General features: G+C 72.9%; 20 protein-coding genes. 19 read left to right on the top strand and 1 reads right to left on the bottom strand.

The features are described from left to right. Positions 1–165: 165 nt before the first annotated feature. From ABD944_RS12170 to ABD944_RS12080, 19 genes are all read left to right on the top strand, one after another. Entirely contained in the window at positions 166–372 is a 207-nt protein-coding gene (locus ABD944_RS12170; protein WP_030144886.1) for a cold-shock protein, read from the top strand. A gap of 777 nt (positions 373–1,149) precedes the next feature. After that, positions 1,150–1,689, top strand: a complete 540-nt coding sequence (locus ABD944_RS12165) for a Trp biosynthesis-associated membrane protein (protein WP_345175419.1) — start codon at positions 1,150–1,152, stop codon at positions 1,687–1,689. Continuing rightward, on the top strand, positions 1,686–2,351 hold the full coding sequence (locus ABD944_RS12160; protein ID WP_345175417.1) for a response regulator transcription factor: 666 nt from the start codon (positions 1,686–1,688) through the stop codon (positions 2,349–2,351). The genes ABD944_RS12165 and ABD944_RS12160 overlap by 4 nt, the downstream gene beginning before the upstream one ends. Before the next feature lie 10 nt (positions 2,352–2,361). Next, positions 2,362–2,772 carry a DUF2752 domain-containing protein gene (locus ABD944_RS12155; protein ID WP_345175415.1) on the top strand — a complete coding sequence of 137 codons (411 nt, stop codon included), beginning with the start codon at positions 2,362–2,364 and terminating at the stop codon, positions 2,770–2,772. A 113-nt stretch (positions 2,773–2,885) separates the two neighbouring features. Continuing rightward, positions 2,886–3,692 carry an indole-3-glycerol phosphate synthase TrpC gene (gene trpC, locus ABD944_RS12150; protein WP_345175413.1) on the top strand — a complete coding sequence of 269 codons (807 nt, stop codon included), beginning with the start codon at positions 2,886–2,888 and terminating at the stop codon, positions 3,690–3,692. Between the two features lie 129 nt (positions 3,693–3,821). Further along, a complete protein-coding gene (gene trpB, locus ABD944_RS12145) occupies positions 3,822–5,054 on the top strand; it encodes a tryptophan synthase subunit beta (RefSeq protein WP_345175409.1) in 1,233 nt (410 codons plus the stop codon). Then, positions 5,051–5,863 carry a tryptophan synthase subunit alpha gene (gene trpA / locus ABD944_RS12140; RefSeq protein WP_345175408.1) on the top strand — a complete coding sequence of 271 codons (813 nt, stop codon included), beginning with the start codon at positions 5,051–5,053 and terminating at the stop codon, positions 5,861–5,863. The genes trpB and trpA overlap by 4 nt, the downstream gene beginning before the upstream one ends. A 172-nt stretch (positions 5,864–6,035) precedes the next feature. Next, complete coding sequence (locus ABD944_RS12135; RefSeq protein ID WP_345175406.1) at positions 6,036–6,527, top strand: vitamin K epoxide reductase family protein; 492 nt, start codon at positions 6,036–6,038, stop codon at positions 6,525–6,527. A gap of 60 nt (positions 6,528–6,587) precedes the next feature. Continuing rightward, a complete protein-coding gene (locus ABD944_RS12130) occupies positions 6,588–7,364 on the top strand; it encodes a DsbA family protein (protein ID WP_345175404.1) in 777 nt (258 codons plus the stop codon). A gap of 154 nt (positions 7,365–7,518) precedes the next feature. Then, complete coding sequence (locus ABD944_RS12125; RefSeq protein WP_345175402.1) at positions 7,519–8,367, top strand: DsbA family protein; 849 nt, start codon at positions 7,519–7,521, stop codon at positions 8,365–8,367. Positions 8,368–8,410: 43 nt separating this feature from the next. Next, on the top strand, positions 8,411–9,793 hold the full coding sequence (lgt, locus tag ABD944_RS12120) for a prolipoprotein diacylglyceryl transferase (protein WP_345175400.1): 1,383 nt from the start codon (positions 8,411–8,413) through the stop codon (positions 9,791–9,793). Between the two features lie 12 nt (positions 9,794–9,805). Continuing rightward, positions 9,806–10,531, top strand: a complete 726-nt coding sequence (locus ABD944_RS12115) for a VIT1/CCC1 transporter family protein (RefSeq protein WP_345175399.1) — start codon at positions 9,806–9,808, stop codon at positions 10,529–10,531. Positions 10,532–10,601: 70 nt separating this feature from the next. Next, a complete protein-coding gene (locus tag ABD944_RS12110) occupies positions 10,602–11,393 on the top strand; it encodes a hypothetical protein (RefSeq protein WP_345175398.1) in 792 nt (263 codons plus the stop codon). 52 nt (positions 11,394–11,445) lie between these two features. Next, entirely contained in the window at positions 11,446–12,738 is a 1,293-nt protein-coding gene (locus ABD944_RS12105) for a hypothetical protein (RefSeq protein WP_345175397.1), read from the top strand. 93 nt (positions 12,739–12,831) lie between these two features. Next, positions 12,832–12,975: a hypothetical protein gene (locus ABD944_RS12100; protein ID WP_345175395.1), complete on the top strand. Its 144-nt coding sequence runs from the start codon at positions 12,832–12,834 to the stop codon at positions 12,973–12,975. A gap of 79 nt (positions 12,976–13,054) precedes the next feature. Then, on the top strand, positions 13,055–17,626 hold the full coding sequence (gene gltB / locus ABD944_RS12095) for a glutamate synthase large subunit (RefSeq protein ID WP_345175393.1): 4,572 nt from the start codon (positions 13,055–13,057) through the stop codon (positions 17,624–17,626). An 18-nt stretch (positions 17,627–17,644) separates the two neighbouring features. Beyond that, on the top strand, positions 17,645–19,108 hold the full coding sequence (locus ABD944_RS12090) for a glutamate synthase subunit beta (RefSeq protein WP_345175392.1): 1,464 nt from the start codon (positions 17,645–17,647) through the stop codon (positions 19,106–19,108). 115 nt (positions 19,109–19,223) lie between these two features. After that, positions 19,224–19,658 carry a helix-turn-helix transcriptional regulator gene (locus tag ABD944_RS12085; RefSeq protein ID WP_345175390.1) on the top strand — a complete coding sequence of 145 codons (435 nt, stop codon included), beginning with the start codon at positions 19,224–19,226 and terminating at the stop codon, positions 19,656–19,658. A gap of 71 nt (positions 19,659–19,729) precedes the next feature. Continuing rightward, positions 19,730–20,173 (top strand): VOC family protein, encoded by a 444-nt coding sequence (locus ABD944_RS12080; protein ID WP_345175389.1) that lies wholly within the window; start codon positions 19,730–19,732, stop codon positions 20,171–20,173. Between the two features lie 18 nt (positions 20,174–20,191). Here the strand turns inward: ABD944_RS12080 and ABD944_RS12075 are convergent, their stop codons facing one another. Beyond that, positions 20,192–21,619, bottom strand: coding sequence for a pyridoxal phosphate-dependent decarboxylase family protein (locus ABD944_RS12075; RefSeq protein WP_345175387.1), 1,428 nt, complete (start codon positions 21,617–21,619; stop codon positions 20,192–20,194). Between the last annotated feature and the right edge of the window lie 144 nt (positions 21,620–21,763).

The following is a 21,763-nucleotide window of genomic DNA, read 5'->3' as shown; positions in this document are numbered from 1 at the left end:
GGGCGGTCGGTTGCAGTCGTGGTTCTCGATCGTTCTAGACGCCCGCGAACTGATGGCAGCGGGCGTTTTGGCTTTTCCGGGACCGTACCGGGAGGCGAGAGCGTTCCGCAGCGACCGCGGGGGCCCGCGAGGTGTGGGCCCAGGTTTTGCCGCAAGGAGAAAGACATGCCCCAGCAGGGCACCGTGAAGTGGTTCAACGCCGAGAAGGGCTTCGGCTTCATCGCCGTGGACGGCGGCGGGCCGGACGTCTTCGTGCACTACTCGGCCATCCAGAGTTCCGGCTACCGCAGCCTGGACGAGAACCAGCGCGTCCAGTTCGAGGTGACGCAGGGCAACCGTGGCCCGCAGGCCGACCAGGTCGTCCCCCTGTAACGCCCGCCAGCCGTACGTGGCAGAGCCCGCCCCCCACCGCCAGGGGGAGGCGGGCTCTGTTTAATTGCGTTTTTCTCCTTCTTCGGGCCTGGCGGCCCTCCATCGTCGATAAACGCGGGCGATCGCTGGCATCGCTCCGTCTCGCCTAGCGGCTCGCTGCGCGATCAGGTTCTCGCTTCGCTCGAACCTGCCTTCGGACGCGATCGCCACTTCTCCGCTTGTTGCGTGGTTGCTCCGCCGGCTGAGGTTGGCGCGCCCGTTGTGCTGCGGGTCGCCCTTCGGGCCTGGCGGCCCTGGGGCTCACGTCCGGTGAGTGGTGCCGTCTTGCTCGCCTTGCGGCTTGCTACGTGAACGGTTCTCGCAAGCTCGAACCGCCTCTGGGCGCCCACCGCCACCCTCGGCTCGCGGCAAGGGCGCCCTTTGGGCCTGGCGGCCCTGGGGCCGGCGTTCGGTGGGTGGTGCTGGCTGGCTTGCCTGGCGGCTTGCTTCGGTCACGGGCTTTTGGTGGCTCAGATCCGGCTCTGGATGCTCCGTGCCCTGCCTCCGCCTGCCTCGTTGTGCGCTTGGTGCGCTGGTGTGTTGCGGGTCGGCCTTTGGGGCTTGCGGACCTTGGGCTTGCGGTCGGTGTGGGTGGGGTGGGGGCGGGGGTTCGGGTGGCTGCCATAAACTCGGGGGCATGTCCGTGGGAACGTCTGGTTTGGTCGCATTGATCACTTTGGTGGTCGTTGAGCGGCGCGGCTCATGACGCCTGGGCGTGAACGTGGGTTGACGGCGGTGGTGTGCGCTGCGGGGGCCGGGCTCGCGCTGCTCGCCGCCGGGCGCACCTGGGCCACCGTTCGGGCGCAGGACGCCATCACGCCGTTCACCCAGCAACTGACCGGTGGCGACCTCGGGGGCGCGGCCGGGGCGCTCGGGTGGGCCGGGCTGGCCGGGCTCGCCGCGCTTCTGGCGACCCGGGGGCGGGTTCGCGCGGGTGTCGGGGTCCTCATCGCCTTGTTCGGTGTGGGGATCGCGTACGCGTCCACCGTGAGTGTGCAGCGGTCCAGCGTGCTGGCGGCCGCGGGGGACAAGAGCGCTCTGCTGAGGCTCGGGGCGCATCCCGTGCTGGATGTGAATCTTTGGTGGCTGGTCTCGGTCACCGGTGGGGTCGTCCTTGCGGTGGGTGGGATCCTCACCGCCGTGCGGGGGGCGCGGTGGCCCGGCATGTCGGCCCGCTACGAGCGCAGCGCGCCGCGCAAGGCGGCGGATGACGATCCGTCCGCACTGTGGAAGTCGCTCGACCGCGGCGAGGACCCGACCGCGCACGAGCGGTCGTGAGCGGCGACGGTGGCGGGGTCGTGCTCGTGATCGAGCACGACCCCGCCGTCGCCGAGCTGGAACGCCGCTACCTCGCCCGGGAGGGCTTCGACGTCGAGATCGAGGCCGACCCCGCGCGGGCGCCCGCCGCCGCCCGGCGCCGGCGCCCCGACGTCGTCGTCCTCGACCTGTCCACCACCGCGCTGCCCGTCGACCTGTACCGGCGCGTCGCCGACACCGTCCGGCCCGCGCCCGTCGTCGCCGTCACCGGGCCCCTCGACCCGATGATCGAACGCGCCCTCGGCGACCACCGCGTCGAGCGGCCCTTCGGGCCCCGCGTCCTCATCGCCGCCGTCGCCGAGGCCCTCCGCGCCGGCGCGCCCGCCCAGGCGCCCGGCCCCCTGCGCGCCGGCCGCGTCGCCCTCGAACCCCGCGACCGGGCCGCCCTCGTCGGCGAACGCCGCGTCGCCCTCACCGTCACCGAGTTCGACCTCCTCGAATTCCTCATGGCCAACCCCGGCCGCGTCTTCACCCGCGAGCAGCTGCTCGACGCCGCATGGGGGCCCGGCGCCGGTGCCGGAAGCCGCACCGTCGACGTCCACGTCGCCCAGCTGCGGGCCAAGCTCGGCGAAGGCAACCCCATCAGGACGGTGCGCGGCGTCGGCTACGTCCTGGACGCCTAGGGTGGACGGCGTGACTCGCGCGCGCCCACAAGCGTTCCTGCCGCACGCGGCCGTGCTCGCCGGGGTCGCCGGCGGGGTCCTGGTGATCGCGCTGCGGGCGGACCCCAACGAGCCGGGGCACTACCCGGGCTGCCCCTTCCTGACGCTGACCGGCTACTACTGCCCCGGGTGCGGGATGACGCGGCTCGTCTACGCGCTGGCGCACGGGCACGCGGGCACCGCGTTCGGCCTCAACCCGCTCCTCTTCGTCCTGCTGCCGGTCTTCGGCTACCTGTACGCGCGGTGGACGGTCAGGACCGCGCAGGGGCTGCCCATGCGGTCCGCGCTGTTCAAGCCGGCCGTCGCGTATTCGTTCGTCGGCCTTCTCATCGTCTACTGGATCGCGCGCAACCTGCCGTTCGCGCACGTGCTCGCGCCCTGACGCGCGCGGCCCGGCCGGCGGGGAGACCGCACGGCCCTCCCGGGTGCGGGACGCGTCGGAGGGGGCGGCTACGATCGGTGCACGGAACGACCTGAAATAGGGGGCCTGCGACCTTGAGCGTTTTGGACGAGATCATCGAAGGCGTCCGGGCCGATCTCGCCGACAGGCAGCGCGAGGTCCCGCTCGACGCCCTCAAGGAGCGGGCGGCGAAGGCCCCGGCCCCGAGGGACGCGCTCGGCGCGCTGCGGGGGCAGGGCGTCTCGGTCATCGCCGAGGTCAAGCGCAGCAGCCCGTCCAAGGGCGCGCTCGCCGCGATCGCCGACCCCGCCGCGCTCGCCCGCGACTACGAGGCCGGCGGCGCCAAGGTGATCAGCGTGCTGACCGAGCGGCGCCGGTTCGGCGGCAGCCTGGCCGACCTCGCCGAGGTCCGCGCCAACGTCGACGTCGCCCTCCTGCGCAAGGACTTCATCGTCACCTCCTACCAGCTGTGGGAGGCGCGGGCCGCGGGCGCCGACATGGCGCTGCTGATCGTCGCCGCGCTGGAGCAGGACGCGCTGGTCTCGCTGGTCGAGCGCGCCGAGTCGATCGGGCTCGTCCCGCTCGTCGAGGTGCACACCGAGGAGGAGGCGGCCCGCGCGGTCGACGCCGGCGCCAAGGTCATCGGCGTGAACGCCCGAGACCTGCGCACGCTGCAGGTCGACCGCGGCGTGTTCGCCCGGGTCGCGCCCCTCATCCCCAAGGACGTCGTGAAGGTCGCCGAGTCCGGGGTGCGGGGCCCGCACGACCTGCTCGCCTACGCCTCCAGCGGCGCCGACGCGGTGCTGGTCGGGGAGAGCCTCGTGATCGGCAAGGACCCGCGCGCCGCGGTCGCCGACCTCGTCGCCGCCGGCGCCCACCCGGCGCTGCGCCAGAGCGGCTGAGAAACCCCCGCGACGAGTGGATAGGGTTACGGGCATGCAGGTCGAACCGCTCCGGGAGCGATGGCGGGGCTAGTCCAGGACCCCAGTGACCGGATCAGCCGCTTCTCCCACGACAGGACGCGTTTTCTCATGACCATGGACACCGCCGCGCGCGGTGCTGAAGCCCTGCCCGACGCCACGGGCCACTTCGGCCCCTTCGGCGGGCGCTTCGCCCCCGAGGCCCTCATGGCGGCCCTGGACGAGCTCGCTCACGAGTTCGAGACCGCCAAGAACGACCCGGCCTTCGTCGCCGAGCTGGAGGACCTGCTCGCCGGCTATGCGGGCCGTCCCAGCCTGCTGACGGAGGCCCGGCGCTTCTCCGAGCACGCGGGGGCCCGGGTGCTGCTCAAGCGCGAGGACCTCAACCACACCGGCTCCCACAAGATCAACAATGTGCTCGGCCAGGCGCTGCTCACGCGGCGGATGGGCAAGTCCCGCGTGATCGCCGAGACCGGCGCCGGCCAGCACGGCGTCGCCACCGCCACCGCCGCGGCCCTGCTCGGCCTGAGCTGCACCGTCTACATGGGCGAGGTCGACACCGAGCGGCAGGCCCTCAACGTCGCCCGGATGCGGATGCTCGGCGCCGAGGTGGTCCCCGTCCGGACCGGCAGCCGCACCCTCAAGGACGCCTGCAACGAGGCGTTCCGCGACTGGGTCGCCAGCGTCGAGGACACCCACTACTGCATCGGCTCGGTGATGGGCCCGCACCCGTTCCCGGTGATGGTCCGCGACTTCCAGCGCGTCATCGGCGTCGAGGCCAGGCGGCAGTGCGTGGAGATGACCGGCGCCCTCCCGGACGCCGTCGTCGCCTGCGTGGGCGGCGGCTCCAACGCGATCGGCACCTTCCACGCGTTCGTCGGCGACGAGTCCGTCCGGCTGATCGGGTTCGAGGCGGGCGGCGAGGGCGTCGCCACCGGCAAGCACGCCGCGACCCTCGTCGGCGGCTCCCTCGGCGTCATCCACGGCATGCGGACCTACCTGCTGCAGGACGAGGACGGCCAGACCCTGGAGACCCACTCGATCTCGGCCGGGCTCGACTACCCCGGCGTCGGTCCCGAGCACTCGTGGCTGCACGAGACCGGCCGCGCCGAGTACCGCGAGATCACCGACGCCGAGGCGATGGAGGCGTTCGCGCTGCTGTGCCGCACCGAGGGCATCATCCCGGCGATCGAGTCCGCGCACGCGCTCGCCGGCGCGCTCAAGGTCGGCAAGGAGCTCGGCCCGGACGCCACGATCGTCGTCTGCCTGTCCGGACGGGGCGACAAGGACATGCACACGGCCGCCGCCTTCTTCGGCCTGATGCCCGAGGGAGAGAACGCGTGAGCGCCCGGATCGCCTACGACAAGGCCAGGGCCGACGGGCGCGCCGCCCTCGTCGGATACCTGCCCGCGGGGTTCCCCAGCTACGAGGGCGCCGTGCAGGCGGCCAGGACGATGGTGGACGCGGGCTGCGACGTCATCGAGATCGGCCTGCCCTACACCGACCCGATGATGGACGGCCCCACCATCCAGGACGCCGTCCACCGGGCGCTCGTCGGCGGCGTCCGCGTCGCGGACGTGTTCCGCACGGTCGAGGCCGTCGCGGCCACCGGCGTCCCGGTCCTCGTGATGACGTACTGGAACCCGGTCGACCACTACGGCGTCGACCGGTTCGCCCGCGACCTCGCCTCCGCCGGCGGATCCGGCCTGATCACGCCCGACCTCTCGCCCGAGGAGGCCGGGCCGTGGCTGGAGGCGTCCGACGCCCACGGCCTCGACCGCGTGTTCCTCGTCGCGCTCAGCTCCACCGACGAGCGCATCGGGACGATCACCCGGGCGTGCCGCGGCTTCGTCTACGCGGCCTCGCTGATGGGCGTCACCGGCGCCCGCTCCGCCCTCGACACCGGCGCCCAGCGGCTGGTCGAGCGGACCCGCGCCGTCGTGGACGAGGACGGCACGGGCCTGCCGGTCGGCCTCGGCCTCGGCGTCGGCACAGGCGCCCAGGCCGCGGAGGTCGCCGGGTTCGCCGACGGCGTGATCGTCGGATCGGCGTTCATCCGCCGCCTGCTGGACGCCCCCGACCTCGCCTCCGGTCTCGCCGGGGTCCGGGAGCTCACCGAGGAGCTCGCCGCGGGCGTGCGGCACGTCCGCTGATCATTCCGGACAGCCCGGGGCGTCCGCGCGGGACCGGCGAAACCCGGCTCCGCCCGGACGTCCCGCCAGGTCGCGGGAACTCGCCGCGCCCTCACCCGAGTTGAAGGCTTGTGGGACCGCCGGCAGCCAATAGGGTGTGGTCGCCGGCACAGGCGGTCCCGGGAGGAACACGATGACGCAAGAGATGACGGTGAAGAGCCGGGCCGGGGCCGTGCGGCAACCGCTGCCCCCCGCGTGGCTCCAGATCACGGCGTGGGTGCTGACCCTCGCCGGGTTCGGCATCTCCGTGTACCTCACGATCTCGCACTACGACGAGGGCGCCCTGGTGTGCTCGGCGTCCAGGACCGTCGACTGCCACGCCGTCACCACCAGCGAGTACTCCACCCTGGCGGGCCTCCCGATGCCGCTGTACGGCCTGGCGTTCTTCCTGGCGTTCGGCGCGCTGATGACGCCGTGGGCGCTGCGGTCGACCTGGCCGCCGCTGCGCTGGGGACGGATCGCGTCCGTCGCGGTGGGCGTGCTGTTCGTGGTCTACCTGGTGACCGTGGAGCTGGCGCTCCTGCACAAGATCTGCCTGTGGTGCACCGGCGTCCACGTCATCACCGTCCTGCTGTTCCTCCTCGTCCTGGCCGACGAATTCCGGCGGGTCGGCCAGGTCGACTAGTCTCGCCGTCGTAGCGCGCCGCACTCTGCCGGCGCGGGTCCGCACGCTATAGGAGAACCAATGAGCAAGGCCGCACGAGAGCGGTCCGCGAGGGAGCGCCTGGCCGCCGAGCGCAAGCGGCAGGCGGCGCGGGAGAAGCAGCGGCGGCTGCTCGCCATCGTCCTCGGGTCGGTGGTGGTCGTGGCGGTGGTCGTGGTCGCGACCGTCCTCATCATCGACCAGAAGAACAAGAACGGCCGGGCCGAGGTGCACCAGGGCGCGCTCGCCCCCGTCAGCCGCCAGGCCGACGGCTCCATCCTCATGGCGCAGTCCGGGGTGAGCAAGCCGGAACTGGAGATCTTCGAGGACTTCCAGTGCCCGATCTGCAAGCAGTTCGAGGCCGCCACCGGCAAGACCGTCCAGCAGCTCGCCCAGCAGGGCAAGGTCAAGGTCGTCTACCGGCCGTTCCACCTGTTCGGGCAGCAGAAGGACCCCGTCCGGATCAACTCGCTGCGCTCGGCCGAGGCGGCGCTGTGCGTGCCCGCCGGCCAGTGGGTCTCCTACCACGACGCGCTCTTCAAGTTCCAGCCCCCCGAGGGCGAGAAGGGCTTCTCGCCCGACGACCTCGTCAAGTGGGGCAAGGACGTCGGCGTCACCGACCCGAACTTCGAGAAGTGCGTGCGGGACGAGCAGAAGAAGTCGACGGTCGACGCGATGACCAAGTACGCCCTCCAGGACCGCGGCGTCCAGGGCACCCCGAGCGTCTTCCTGAACGGCAAGCAGCTCGACCAGACGCAGTTCATGAACCCCGCCGGGCTGCGGGCGGCGATCGACGCCGCGGCCGCCGCCAGCAAGTGACCGGCCGCGTCCAGGACGCCTGAACGCCGAAGCGCCACGCCGCGCCGTCCCCTCCGGGGACGGCGCGGCGTGGCGCTTTTCCGCCGTCCGGCGGGGCCGTGCCCGCTACTCTCGTAGACGCTCACCAACACGCAGAGTAGCGATCGGGGGATCGATGAGCGAGCAGGGCAGGGAACCGTCCGCGCGCAAGCGGCTCGCGGACGAACGGACGCGGGCCGCGGTCCGGCGCCGGCGCCGGCGGGCGCTGCTCGTCGCCCTCGGCGCCCTCACCGTGGCGGCGGTCGCGGTCGTGGTGGTCGTCGTCGCGCTGTCCCGGACCGGCGAGAAGCCCCTCCAGAACTCCTACAAGGGCGCGCTGGCGCCCGCCGCCCGCCAGCAGGACGGGTCGGTCGCCATGGCGCAGCCGGGGGTCTCCTCCCCGGTCCTGGACGTCTGGGAGGACTTCCAGTGCCCCGCGTGCAAGGCCATGGAGGAGCGGGTCGGCGCGACGATGAAGGAGCTCGCCGCGCAGGGCAAGGTCAGGGTCGTCTACCGGCCGTTCCAGCTCTTCCAGCAGGACCCGCTGATGTCGAACTCCCGGCGGGCCGCGAACGCCGCCGCCTGCATGCCCGCCGACCACTGGGTCGCCTACCACGACAAGCTCTACGCCGAGCAGCCGCCCGAGGGCGACACGGGCTTCTCCACCGGCGACCTCGTCAGGTGGGGCGAGCAGCTGGGGGTCACCGACCCCTCCTTCGGCGCCTGCGTCCGCGGCGACCAGAAGATCAAAACGGTGGACCAGGCGAGCGCCCAGGCCGGGCGGGCGGGCGTCGACGCGACCCCGTACCTCGCGCTGAACGGCAAGAAGGTCGGCAACGACGCCCTGGCCTCGCCGGACGACCTCAGGAAGGCCGTCGCGGAGGCCGGCGGCGGCACGCCCCAGCCGGGGAGCACGCAGTCCGGCGGCACGGCGGGGCGCTCCGGCGAGGGGGCCGCGATGATGACGATCTCGTCGCGGTCCTAGAGGAGGCGCGCGCTGTGCCCCGGAGGCGGTAACGTCAACGGTCATGCACCCGGTCGCCTACATACCGAGTCCCTCGCAGGGCGTCTGGCACCTCGGCCCCGTGCCGCTGCGCGCCTACGCCATCATGATCATCCTTGGCATCGTCGCCGCGGTCTGGCTGGGCGAGCGCCGCTGGGCCGCCAAGGGCGGCACCCCCGGCGTGATCATCGACGTGGCCGTGTGGGCGGTGCCGTTCGGCCTGGTCGGCGGGCGGCTCTACCACGTGGTCACCGACTACCAGCGCTACTTCGGGGAGGGCGGCGACCCGATCCGGGCCCTGGAGGTCTGGAAGGGCGGCCTCGGCATCTGGGGCGCCGTCGCGCTCGGCGCGGTCGGCGCGATCATCGGCTGCCGGCGGCGGGGGATCTCGGTGCTGGCGCTCGGCGACGCGGTGGCCCCGGGCATCGCGCTCGCGCAGGCGATCGGCCGCTGGGGCAACTACTGGAACCAGGAGCTGTACGGCCGCCCGCTGGACACCTTCTGGGCACTGAAGATCGACGAGAACCACCGGCCGATGCTGGACGGCGGGCCCGGCCTCGACCCCAAGTACGCCGACGTCGCCACCTACCATCCGACGTTCCTGTACGAGTCGCTGTGGTGCATCGGCGTCGCGATCCTGGTGATCTGGGCCGACCGCCGCTACAAGCTCACGCACGGGCGCGCCTTCGCCCTCTACGTCGCCGCCTACACCGTCGGGCGCGGCTGGATCGAGGCGCTGCGCATCGACGACGCCCACCACGTCCTCGGGCTGAGGCTCAACGACTGGACGTCCATCGTCGTCTTCGCCGGCGCGGTCGCCTACCTGTACCTGGCCCGCGGGCGCACCGGCCCGGAGAACGTCGGCGCCCCGGCGTCGGCCGCGCCGTCCGCCGCCCCCGCCGCGGCGGAACCCGAGGCGACGGCCGAAGAGCCGGACGGCACCACCGCCGTGGCCGCCGCGGGGCATGCGGACGAGGAACCGGCCGAGGAGCCGGCGGCGCAGGACGAGGTGGCCGAGGCCGCGGCCCCGGAGACCGAGGAGCCCGTCCCGGCGGCCGGGGAGCCGGAGGCGGCGCCCGAGGCGGACGGCGGGGAGCCGGAGGCGACGTCCTCCGAGGAGCCCGAGCCCGCCCCCGAGGCCCCTGAGGAGGGTTCCGCACCGGAGGCGAAGGCCGACGAACCGGCCGAGCCCGAGGCCGAGCCCGAGAGCGAGCCCGAGCCCGAGGCCGAGACCGAGAGCGAGAGCGAGCCCGAGAGCGAGCCCGAGCCCGAGGCCGAGCCCGAGGCCGGGGCCCGCACCGAGACCCCCGCCGCCGAGGCGGAGGACGAAGCCGGGGAGAATGAGGCTGACGGTGCCACCGCCCACGACCGGGTGGAGAAGGGGGAGCCCGTCAAGGACGGGAAGTAGGAAACGGCGACTGTGTCCGACACAGATGAGAAGCACGGCGTGCGGCCGGAACAGCACCACCAGCACCGGGACGTCACCGGCGGCTGGCTGCGGCCCGCGGTGTTCGGCGCGATGGACGGGCTGGTCTCCAACTTCGCCCTGATCGCCGGGGTCGCGGGCGGCCAGGCGACCCAGAAGGTCGTGCTGCTGGCGGGCCTGGCGGGGCTGGCGGCGGGTGCGTTCTCGATGGCGGCGGGGGAGTACATCTCGGTCGCCTCCCAGTCGGAGCTGGCGCAGGCGGAGATCGAGGTGGAGCGGCTGGAGCTGGCCCGCCACCCGGTGGCCGAGCAGCGGGAGCTGGCTGAGGTCTTCGAGGCGCGCGGCGTCGACCCCGAGACGGCCGCCGAGGTCGCGCGGCAGCTGTCGCGCGACCCCGAGGAGGCCCTGGAGGTGCACACCCGGGAGGAACTCGGGGTGACGCTCGGCGACCTGCCCTCGCCGGTCCTGGCGGCGGGCTCGTCGTTCCTGTCGTTCGCGGTCGGCGCGCTGCTGCCGGTGCTGCCGTACCTGCTGGGCGCGACCAGCCTGTGGCCCGCGGCGGGCATCGCGGCGCTCGGGCTCTTCTGCGCCGGGGCACTGGTGTCGCGGATCACAGCCCGGGCGTGGTGGTTCGGCGGGTCGCGGCAGCTGCTGTTCGGCGCCGCCGCGGCGTTGATCACCTACGGGTTCGGCGCACTGATCGGCAGTAACGGGCTGTAGCCCCAAGGAATCTGGGCGAAACACCCTTTTGGCCGCGCGAGGGGGATCCGGACCGCTAAGCTCCGGGGCTGTGATCGAGGCTTCTGACACCGGTTCCGCCGAGGCCGCCGAGGGCCGCCGGCGGGACTTCTGGCCGGAGGACAAGTCCGGCCGCAAGCTCCCCAGTCCGAAGCTGCTGCTGGGCGCGGCCGCCGCGCTGGTCGCTGTGATCGTCGCGGTGGTCGCGGTGGTCCTGCTGACCGGCGGCGGCGACGAGGCGAAGCCGCAGCAGCGCGCGGTGCCGACCGCGTACGCGCCGGACTACCTCGGCGAGGGCTTCGCCAAGCTCGCCTCCCGCTCGAACGACCCCCGTCCGATCACCGAGGGCGAGGCGTTCTCCACCAAGACGCTGAAGTCGGGCAAGTACACGTTCACGCTGGCCGAGTCCCAGCTGAGCGCCGACTGCAAGACCGCCACCTGGGGCGGCCGGCTGCAGGGCGACCTCGCCAAGTACCAGTGCACCCAGATCGCCCGCGCGGCCTACGTCAGCGCCGACAAGAGGCACGTCGGCCAGTTCGCCGTGATCAACCTCGTGAGCGAGGAGGGCGTCAAGCAGATCCTCCGCGACCTGGAGCCGGCGACCGCCGCCGGCTGGGTGTCCCCGCTGCAGCCGAAGGGCGTCCCCGCGTTCGGGCCCGGCTTCACCGCCGCCTACACCAAGACCTACGGCCACTACGCCGTGGTCACGTGGGTGGAGCGGGCCGGCGGCGCGCAGCCCGCCTCGCTGAACGAGATGATCGATGTGAGCCTGGCCATCGAGAACGCCGCCGACTTCCTGTACGGGCGCCTCGACCTGGTCTCCGGCGGGAAGACCGGGCAGTGATCCGGCCGGGTGCGGGCGCGCCGCCCGCCGGCGGCGAGTAGTCTGCGCGGTCGTGGATCCCGATGAGCACCGCCGCGGCGGCTCGGGGCGGCCTCCGGTGAGCCGTCCGGGCCGCCGGCAGCCTCCCGCGCGCCGGACCGCGCAGTCCCGGTCGGGCGGCCCGCGCCGGAGGCCGCCGCCCCGCCGCACCGCGGCGCGCCGGGAACGCCCCGCCCCGCCGCCACCGCGGACGCCCTACGACGACGCCCCCTACGAGGACGCCCAGTACAGCGGCGCCCAGTACGGCGACGCGCAGTACGGCGACCCCCAATACGGGGACGCTCCGTATGAGGACGCCGTCCAGGACGACGCGTACGCGTCGGAGGACGCCCGCGCCGCCCTCCCGCCGGAGGGTCGTTCCGGCGGCCAGGCCCGTTCCAGGCGGCCGGAGAAACGCGGCAAGACCGGCCGTAAGGCCGATGGCAAGACCGGCCGCAAGGCCGACGGCGAGGCCGGCCGCAAGGCCGGTGGCAAGGCCAAGCGCGGGCAGGCGAAGAACGCGGGCAGGCCCCCGGGGCGTCCCGCCGCGCCTGACCGCCGGCAGGCCGCGCCACGGGGCGCGGGCAAGCCGAACCCGAAGCTGTACTTCGGCGCGGCGGCCGTGCTGGGCGTGTTGATGCTGCTGGGCGTCGGCGCCGTCGTCCTGAGCGGCGGTGGCGACTCCGGCGCCAAGACCCGGGACGCGGGCGGCGCGCCGATCGGGCGGCCCGCCGGGACGGGCCCGTCGCCGACCTCCTACTCCAATTCGCCGTCCAGCTCCGCCTATGCCGGGATCGCGAACCGCAGTGCCGATCCCCAGCCCCTCACCGAGGGCGAGGCGTTCCCGTCCTCGGCGGCGAAGCTGCCCCTTCCGGACGGGAAGGTCTCGGTGAAGCTGCGCGCCAAGCGGCTCGACGGCGACTGCGCCGCCGCCGTGTGGGGCGGGTCCGTCGGCGAGGAGCTCGCCAAGGGCGGCTGCACGCAGGCGGCGCGCGGGATCTACTCCGACACCGAGCACGGCTACGCGCTGGCCGTCGTCGTGTTCAACCTCGCCGGGTCGGCGGACGCCGACCGGTTCGTGGCCAGGCTGGAGACCACGATCGGCGCGGGTTTCGTCCGGCCGCTGGAGGCGCCCGCGCCGCTGGACCGGTTCGGACGGGGCTTCGGGATGGCGCGGGGCCTCGCGATGGGGCACTTCGCGGTGGTGTCGTGGGCGCAGCGCCTGGACGGCAAGGGCGATGAGAAGGACGAGACCCTGCTGTCGCTGCTGATCGAGGGCGGCAAGGCCCCGGCGGTGCTCGTCCGCGCGGCCCGCGGGACCGGCTGAGCCCGTCCCGCGGCCCGAGGTCCGCCCGGGGTTTGGGGAAGGGCGCTTTTCGGTAGGTCTTCGGCGGAGCGCCGTAAACATCGCGTACCGGTGATGAGCCTCACCGAGGTCACGGCGTTCGGCTTCCGGGCCCAGCCGGTAGCCTGGTCTAAACCAATCCGAGATGACGCGCGCCCGATCGCCACGAAGAAGTTTCGCGATCTGGTGCAGTCGGGCATGATCCCGGCAGTGATGTAATGTCATCTCACCGCAGCAGGGCCAACGTCGTCCCGTGCCGCACTGACATCGAAGCAGTGACACGACGACGGGAGGGTTGATGGCTGCTGCTGCCCTCACACCTGATGGCCGTGCACCGGGCCGCCCCCAGCCGCAAGGCCTGTACGACCCGGCCAACGAGCATGACGCCTGCGGCGTCGGCATGGTCGCCGACCTGCACGGACGCAAGAGCCACGACATCGTCCAGAACGCCCTGGACGTCCTGAAGAACCTGGACCACCGAGGGGCCGTCGGCGCGGAGCCGGACGACGGCGACGGCGTCGGCATCCTCGTCCAGATCCCGGACGCGTTCTTCCGCGAGGTCTGCGACTTCCCGCTCCCCGCGGCCGGCGGCTACGCGGCCGGCATCGCGTTCCTCCCCGCGGACGGCGACGAGCGCGCCGCCGCGGTCGCCCACGTCGAGACGCTGTGCGTGGAGGAGGGCCTGACGGTCCTCGGCTGGCGCGAGCTCCCGCACGACCCGCGCTTCACGGGCCCGGCCGCCCGCCGGGTGATGCCGCACTTCGCGCAGCTGTTCGTCGCCCCCGCGGACGGCGGCCCGCACGAGGGCAGGACCGGCCTGGAGCTGGACCGCGCCGTGTTCTGCATGCGCGAGCGCGCCGAGCAGGACGTGCGGGTCTACTTCCCGAGCCTGTCCAGCCGCACGATCGTCTACAAGGGGATGCTGACGACCCCGCAGCTGGAGCCGTTCTTCCCCGACCTGTCGGACCGCCGCTTCACCAGCGCGATCGCGCTGGTCCACTCGCGGTTCTCGACGAACACCTTCCCGGCCTGGGAGCTGGCGCACCCGTACCGGTTCATCGCCCACAACGGCGAGATCAACACCGTGAAGGGCAACCGGAACTGGATGCGGGCCCGCGAGGCGCTGCTGAAGTCCGACCTGCTGCCCGGCGACATCTCCCGGATCTTCCCGGTGATCGACATCGAGGCGTCCGACACCGCGTCGTTCGACGAGTGCCTGGAGCTGCTGCACCTGGGCGGCCGGTCGCTGCCGCACGCGGTGCTGATGATGATCCCGGAGGCGTGGGAGAACCACACCGAGATGGACGCCGAGCGGCGGGCGTTCTACGAGTTCCACTCCACGCTGATGGAGGCGTGGGACGGCCCCGCCAGCGTCAGCTTCACCGACGGCACCGTCGTCGGCGCCGTCCTGGACCGCAACGGGCTGCGCCCGGGCCGGTACTGGGTGACCGACGACGGCCTGGTCGTGCTGGCCAGCGAGGCCGGCGTGCTCGACATCCCCGCCGCCAAGGTCGTCCGCAAGGGCCGCCTGCAGCCCGGCAAGATCTTCCTCGTCGACACCGCCGCCGGGCGGATCGTCGAGGACGACGAGGTCAAGGCCGAGCTGGCCGCCGAGCACCCGTACGGGGAGTGGCTGCACGAGGGCCTGGTCCGGTTCGAGGAGCTGCCGCAGCGCGAGCGGGAGATCCCGACCCACGAGACGCTGGTCCGGCGGCAGCAGACGTTCGGCTACACGCTCGAAGAGCAGCGGATCATCCTGACGCCGATGGCGCGGACGGGCGCGGAGCCGATCGGGTCGATGGGCACCGACACCCCGATCGCGGTGCTCTCCGAGCGCCCGCGGCTGCTGTTCGACTACTTCAAGCAGCTGTTCGCGCAGGTCACGAACCCGCCGCTGGACGCGATCCGCGAGGAGCTCGTCACCTCGCTGCAGTCCACGCTCGGCCCGGAGGGCAACCTGCTGGACCCCGGCCCGGACTCGTGCCGGCGCCTGGTGCTGCCCACCCCGATCCTGGACAACGACGAACTTTCCAAGATCATCCACATCGACGACGAGGGGTCGCTGCCGCACCTGGCCGCGCACGTCGTGCAGGGCCTGTACGACGTCGCCGGCGGGGGAGAGGCCCTGCAGGCGCGCCTGGAGGAGATCAACTCCGAGGTCAGCCGGGCCATCGAGGCCGGCGCGCGGATCATCGTGCTGTCGGACCGCGGCGCCGACTCGGCCCGCGCCGCGATCCCGTCGCTGCTGCTGACCGGCGCCGTGCACCACCACCTGATCCGGGAGAAGACCCGCACCCAGGTCGGCCTGGTGATCGAGACGGGCGAGGCCCGCGAGTGCCACCACATGGCGCTGCTCATCGGGTACGGCGCGTCCGCGATCAACCCGTACCTGGCGATCGAGACCGTCGAGGACCTCGTGCGCGGCGGCGTGATCGAGGGGACGGACCCGGCCAGGGCCGGCCGGAACCTGGTGAAGGCCTACGGCAAGGGCGTCCTGAAGATCATGTCGAAGATGGGCGTGTCCACGGTCGCGTCCTACACCGGCGCGCAGATCTTCGAGGCGATCGGGCTCGGCGCGGACGTGGTGGCGCGGTGCTTCACCGGCACCACCTCGCGGCTCGGCGGCGTCGGCTTCGACGTGCTGGCCCGCGAGGTCGCCGAGCGGCACGCGCGCGCGTACCCGCCGCGCGGCAACGACCTGGCGCACCGCACCCTGGAGGTCGGCGGCGAGTACCAGTGGCGCCGCGAGGGCGAGCCGCACCTGTTCAACCCGGACACGGTGTTCAAGCTCCAGCACGCCACCCGCACCCGCCGCTACGAGATCTTCAAGGAGTACACCTCCAAGGTCGACTCGCAGGCCGAGAAGCTGATGACGCTCCGCGGGCTGTTCCGGCTCCGCGAGGGCGAGCGCGAGCCGGTGCCGATCGAGGAGGTCGAGCCGGTATCGGAGATCGTCAAGCGGTTCTCCACCGGCGCGATGTCCTACGGCTCCATCTCGGCTGAGGCGCACGAGACCCTCGCGATCGCGATGAACCGCCTCGGCGGCAAGTCCAACACCGGCGAGGGCGGCGAGGACCCGGCGCGCTTCGTCCCGGACGAGAACGGCGACCTGCGGCGCAGCGCGATCAAGCAGGTGGCCTCCGGCCGGTTCGGCGTGACTTCGGAGTACCTCACCAACGCCGACGACATCCAGATCAAGATGGCGCAGGGCGCCAAGCCCGGCGAGGGCGGCCAGCTGCCCGGCCACAAGGTCTACCCGTGGATCGCCAAGACGCGGCACTCCACCCCGGGCGTCGGCCTCATCTCGCCGCCGCCGCACCACGACATCTACTCGATCGAGGACCTGGCGCAGCTCATCCACGACCTGAAGAACGCCAACCCGGCGGCGCGCGTGCACGTCAAGCTCGTCTCCGAGGTCGGCGTCGGCACGGTCGCGGCCGGGGTGTCCAAGGCCCACGCCGATGTGGTGCTCATCTCGGGGCACGACGGCGGGACGGGCGCGTCCCCGCTGACGTCGCTGAAGCACGCGGGCGCGCCGTGGGAGCTCGGCCTCGCCGAGACCCAGCAGACGCTGCTGTTGAACGGGCTGCGCGACCGCATCGTCGTGCAGACCGACGGGCAGATGAAGACCGGCCGCGACGTGGTCGTCGCGGCGCTGCTCGGCGCGGAGGAGTACGGTTTCGCGACCGCGCCGCTGGTGGTGTCGGGCTGCATCATGATGCGGGTCTGCCACCTGGACACCTGCCCGGTCGGCGTCGCCACCCAGAACCCCGTGCTGCGGCAGCGGTTCTCCGGCAAGCCCGAGTTCGTGGTGAACTTCTTCGAGTTCGTCGCCGAGGAGGTCCGCGAGTACCTCGCGGCCCTCGGGTTCCGGTCGCTGGACGAGGCGATCGGCCGCGTCGAGATGATCGACACCCGCGAGGCGGTCGAGCACTGGAAGGCCGCCGGCCTCGACCTGGCGCCGATCCTGCACGTCCCGGCGCTGGCGGAGGGCACGGCCCTGCACCGGACGGTCGAGCAGGACCACGGGCTGGAGAAGGCCCTGGACAACACGCTGATCCAGCTCGCCGAGGGCGCGATCTCCTTCGGCGACCCGGTGCGGCTGGAACTGCCGATCCGCAACGTCAACCGGACGGTCGGGACCATGCTCGGCCACGAGGTGACCAAGAAGTGGGGCGGCGGCGGGCTGCCCGACGACACCATCGACGTCACCTTCACCGGTTCGGCGGGCAACTCCTTCGGCGCGTTCATGCCGCGCGGCGTCACCCTGCGGCTCGTCGGCGACGCCAACGACTACGTCGGCAAGGGCCTGTCCGGCGGGCGGGTGACGCTGCGTCCTGCGCGGGACGCGGCCTTCGCCGCCGAGGAGCAGATCATCGGCGGCAACGTGATCCTGTACGGGGCCACGTCCGGCGAGCTGTTCGCCCGCGGGGTCGTCGGCGAGCGGTTCTGCGTCCGCAACTCCGGCGCCACCGCCGTCGTCGAGGGCGTCGGCGACCACGCCTGCGAGTACATGACCGGGGGCCGCGCGGTGATCCTCGGCCGGACGGGGCGCAACCTCGCGGCCGGCATGTCCGGCGGCATCGCCTACGTCCTGGACCTGGTGCCCGAGCGGGTCAACGGCGAGATGGTCGACCTGGTGCCGCTGGACGCCGCGGACGTCGAGGCCGTCCGGGCGCTGACCGAGCGGCACCTGGCCGAGACCGGCTCGGCGGTGGCGCGGCGGCTGCTGGAGGACTGGGACGCCGCCGCCTCCCGCTTCACCAAGATCATGCCGCGCGACTACCGGCGGGTCCTGGACGCGATGGCCCAGGCCGAGGCAGAGGGACGCGACGTCGACGAGGCCGTCATGGCCGCGGCGCAGAGCTGAGAGAGGGGGACTTCCAACATGGCTGACCCGAAGGGTTTCCTCACCGTCCGGCGGGAGCTCCCGAAGCGCCGCCCGGTCGACGTGCGGATCAGGAGCTGGTCGGAGGTCTACGAGGACTTCGGCAAGGACCGTCTGGAGAAGCAGGCGAGCCGCTGCATGGACTGCGGCATCCCGTTCTGCCACCAGGGCTGCCCGCTCGGCAACCTCATCCCCGAGTGGAACGACCTCGTCTACCGCAAGGACTGGCAGGAGGCCGTCGAGCGGCTGCACGCCACCAACAACTTCCCGGAGTTCACCGGGAGGCTGTGCCCGGCCCCGTGCGAGAGCGCCTGCGTCCTCGGCATCAACCAGGACCCGGTGACGATCAAGCGGGTCGAGGTCGAGATCATCGACCGGGCGTTCGCGGAGGGCTGGGTGCGCCCGCAGCCGCCGGCCGTCCAGACCGGCCGGAAGGTCGCGGTGGTCGGCTCGGGGCCCGCGGGCCTCGCCGCCGCCCAGCAGCTCACCCGCGCCGGCCACGACGTCACGGTGTACGAACGCGCCGACCGGATCGGCGGCCTGCTGCGCTACGGCATCCCCGAGTTCAAGATGGAGAAGCGGCACCTCGACCGGCGCCTCGCCCAGATGAGCGCCGAGGGCACCGACTTCCGGACCTCGGTGAACGTGGGCGTCGACATCACCGCGGACGACCTGCGCGCGTCCCACGACGCCGTGGTCCTGGCGGGCGGCGCCACCGCGTGGCGCGACCTGCCCGTCCCGGGACGGGAGCTCAAGGGCGTCTACCAGGCGATGGAGTACCTGCCGCCCTCGAACAAGGCGCAGGAGGGCGACTACGACGAGTCGCCCATCTCGGCCGAGGGCAAGCACGTCGTCGTCATCGGCGGCGGCGACACCGGCGCCGACTGCATCGGCACCGCGATCCGGCAGGGCGCCGCGTCGGTCACCCAGCTGGAGATCATGCCGCGGCCGCCGCAGGAGCGCCCCGACGGCCAGCCGTGGCCGACGTACCCGATGCTGTTCAAGGTGGAGAGCGCCCACGAGGAGCTCGCCGACATGGGCGGCGACCGCGTGTACGCCGTGTCCACCACCGAGTTCCTCGGCGACGCCGACGGCAACGTCCGCGCGCTGAGGCTGGTGGAGGTCGGCGGCCCGCAGACGGGGTTCGCGCCCGTCGAGGGCACCGAGCGGGAGATCCCCGCCGAGCTGGTGACGCTGGCCATGGGCTTCCTCGGCCCGCAGCGCGAGGGGCTGCTGGAGCAGCTCGGCGTCGAGCTGGACCAGCGCGGCAACGTGGTCCGCGACCGCGACTACCGCACGTCCGTGGACGGCGTGTTCGCCGCGGGCGACATGGGCCGCGGCCAGTCCCTGATCGTCTGGGCCATCGCCGAGGGCCGCGCCGCCGCGCACGGCGTCGACGCCTACCTCGGCGGCCGGACGGACCTGCCGTACCCGATCCCGCCGACGGCGCGCCCGATCGCCTGACCCGGCAAGCGCGGAGCAGGGCCCTGGAGGATCTTCTCCGGGGTCCTGTCCCGCGCGCAGTCTTCACCGGCCGGCGGCCGGGTTTCCTGTCGGTGCGGTGTGCCAGCATCGGGCCATGGGAACCGTTCGGACGGGCACGCCGCCCACCCTGGACACCGGCGTGCTGCGCCGGATGAGGCTCGCCCGCGACGCCATGGACCGCGAGTGGGCCGAGCCGCTGGACGTCTCCGCCGTCGCCGCCCGCGCCGGGTACTCGCGCTACCACTTCGTCCGGCTGTTCCGCGAGGTCTACGGCGAGACGCCCGGCGCCTACCTCACCCGCCGCCGCATCGAACGCGCGCAGGACCTGCTCCGCACCGCCAACCTGACCGTCACCGAGATCTGCGTGCAGGTCGGCTTCACCAGCCTCGGCACGTTCTGCACCCGTTTCAAGCAGCAGACGGGGACGACGCCCACCGAGTTCCGCAGGCGCGCCCGCGCCGGCGCCACCTCCGCCATCCCCGGATGCTTCGTGATGTTCTGGGCGGGCGGCTTCCGCAAGCAGCAATAACGGAGAAGCCCGGGCCGCCCGCCGCGCCCTAGCGTGAACGCATCGACCCCGTTCACCGAAGGAGACACGGCATGATCACCAACCTCGGGCTGGCCACCGTCTGGGTGCTCGACCAGGACTCGGCCAAGGAGTTCTTCACCGACAAGCTCGGCCTGGAGGTCCGCGACGACATGACCCTCGGCGAGGGCGGCATGCGGTGGATCACCGTCGGCGCCAAGGACCAGCCCGAACTGAGCCTCGCCCTCATGATCCCCGGCCCGCCCACCATGGACCCCGACTCCGCCGCCCAGATGCGGGCCCTCATCGCCAAGGGCGTCCTCGGCGCCGGAGCCTTCAACACCGACGACTGCCAGGCCGAGTACGAGCGCCTGTCGGCCCGGGGCGTCGAGTTCGTCCACCCGCCCCAGAAGCGCCCGTACGGGATCGAGGCGATCTTCCGGGACGACTCCGGCTGCTGGTACAGCCTCACCCAGACCTTCGACGAGCTCGACGAGAGCATGCCGTGGAACGGCTGAGCGGACCGGGGGAGCCGATCACCCGGCGACGCGGGCGCCGAGCTCCCGGAGCACGTCCACCAGCCGCTCCACGTCGGCCTTCGTCGTCCGCCAGTTGAGCGGAGCCGGGCGGAACACCGTCATGCCCCGGTAGGTGCTGGTACCCGCGTAGACGCGGCCGTCCGCCAGCAGCGCCTCGCCCAGGCGCGCGTTCAACCCGTCCAGGTCCTCCTCAGGGACACCGTCCGGGCGGTACCGGAAGCACACGACGCACAGCCGCACCGGGGCGAGCAGCTCCAGGTCGGGCGCCGCCTCGACGAGCCCGCCCAGATGGGCGGCCACGTCGAGGTGACGCTCCACCATCTCCCGGTACCCGTCCCGCCCGTACGCCCGCAGCGTCGCCCAGATCGGCAGCGCCCGCGCGCGGCGGGACGACTCCGGGCCGAGCATGTTGTAGTTGACCCGCTCCTCGTCGGCGTCCGGCAGGTACGCCGCGCCCCACGCCCCGAACGCCCGGCTCAGCGACGCCGGATCGCGCACGAACGAGAACCCGCTCTCGTACGGCACGTTCAGCCACTTGTGGCCGTCCGCCGTCACCGAGTCCGCCCTCTCGACGCCCCGCGCGAGATGGGCCGTCCGCGGGCTGAGGGCCGCGAACAGCCCGAACGAGCCGTCCACGTGCAGCCAGGCCCCGTGCCGCTCCGCGAGATCCGCCAGCTCGGCGACCGGGTCGCTGTCGCCCGTGTTCACCTCGCCGAGGTTCGCCACGATCACCGCGGGCCCGCCCGCCCCGGCAAGCGCCGCGTCCATCGCCTCCAGATCGACCCGCCCGGCGTCGTCGCGGGCGAACGTCCTCAGGGTGTCGCGGCCGCAGCCGAGGATCTGCAGCGCCTTGCGCGTGCTGACGTGCACGAGCCCGCTGCTGAACACCGGCATCTCCGGCAGCCCCGCCAGCCCCCGCGACGCGACGTCCACGCCGTGCCCGTCCGCCCACCACTGCCGCGCGGCCGCTAGGCCCGCCACGTGCGCGAGCGTGGCGCTCGGCGTCAGCACGCCCCCGAACCCCGCGGGCAGGCCGAACAGCTCCTTCAGCCAGCGCAGGACCACCGTCTCCGCCCGCGCCGCCAGCGGCGACGTCAGCCACAGCCCGGCCGCCTGGTCGAGCAGCGACGCCGCCCAGTCCCCGGCCATCGCCGCGGGCGTCGACCCGCCCACCACGAAGTGGAAGAACCGCGGCCCGGACGAGTGCGTCGCCGCCCGGGTGCCGATCCGCACCAGCCGCTCGACCGCGGCCACCGCGCCGTCCCCCCTGTCCGGAAGCGGCCCGTCCAGCTCGTCCAGGAGCGGGTCCTGCCCCCGGTCATGGACGGGACGGTCCGGCAGGCTCGCCAGGTACGGCTCCGCCGCGCGCGCCACCACCCCGAGCGGGGCGGCGGCGATGTCACGTTCCCCAAGCGGATCGCTCATGACACCAGGAGATCACACCCCCGGTGACATCGGGGGATGTCGGGAAACATGAGAAAGAGGGCAACTTGTGGTCTTCGTGCTGGTCGGCTACGGTCCCGCCTGGGCCCGCCCCGCGACGGCTCGCCCGCCGGCGACTCCGGCGCG

Source organism: Actinomadura verrucosospora, assembly GCF_039540335.1.
Lineage (GTDB): Bacteria > Actinomycetota > Actinomycetes > Streptosporangiales > Streptosporangiaceae > Spirillospora > Spirillospora verrucosospora.
The sequence above is the reverse complement of the archived record's forward strand: the minus strand, read 5'-3'. Positions and strand labels throughout refer to the sequence as shown.

Bases quoted from the DNA above. Each gene is read 5' to 3' on its own strand.
- ABD944_RS12085 (WP_345175390.1), top strand. From the start codon at position 19,224: ATGGGAACCGTTCGGACGGGCACGCCGCCCACCCTGGACACCGGCGTG.
- ABD944_RS12090 (WP_345175392.1), top strand. From the start codon at position 17,645: ATGGCTGACCCGAAGGGTTTCCTCACCGTCCGGCGGGAGCTCCCGAAG.
- gltB (WP_345175393.1), top strand. From the start codon at position 13,055: ATGGCTGCTGCTGCCCTCACACCTGATGGCCGTGCACCGGGCCGCCCC.
- ABD944_RS12130 (WP_345175404.1), top strand. From the start codon at position 6,588: ATGAGCAAGGCCGCACGAGAGCGGTCCGCGAGGGAGCGCCTGGCCGCC.
- trpB (WP_345175409.1), top strand. From the start codon at position 3,822: ATGACCATGGACACCGCCGCGCGCGGTGCTGAAGCCCTGCCCGACGCC.
- ABD944_RS12100 (WP_345175395.1), top strand. From the start codon at position 12,832: ATGAGCCTCACCGAGGTCACGGCGTTCGGCTTCCGGGCCCAGCCGGTA.
- lgt (WP_345175400.1), top strand. From the start codon at position 8,411: ATGCACCCGGTCGCCTACATACCGAGTCCCTCGCAGGGCGTCTGGCAC.
- ABD944_RS12125 (WP_345175402.1), top strand. From the start codon at position 7,519: ATGAGCGAGCAGGGCAGGGAACCGTCCGCGCGCAAGCGGCTCGCGGAC.
- ABD944_RS12135 (WP_345175406.1), top strand. From the start codon at position 6,036: ATGACGCAAGAGATGACGGTGAAGAGCCGGGCCGGGGCCGTGCGGCAA.
- ABD944_RS12080 (WP_345175389.1), top strand. From the start codon at position 19,730: ATGATCACCAACCTCGGGCTGGCCACCGTCTGGGTGCTCGACCAGGAC.
- ABD944_RS12075 (WP_345175387.1), bottom strand. From the start codon at position 21,619: ATGAGCGATCCGCTTGGGGAACGTGACATCGCCGCCGCCCCGCTCGGG.
- ABD944_RS12170 (WP_030144886.1), top strand. From the start codon at position 166: ATGCCCCAGCAGGGCACCGTGAAGTGGTTCAACGCCGAGAAGGGCTTC.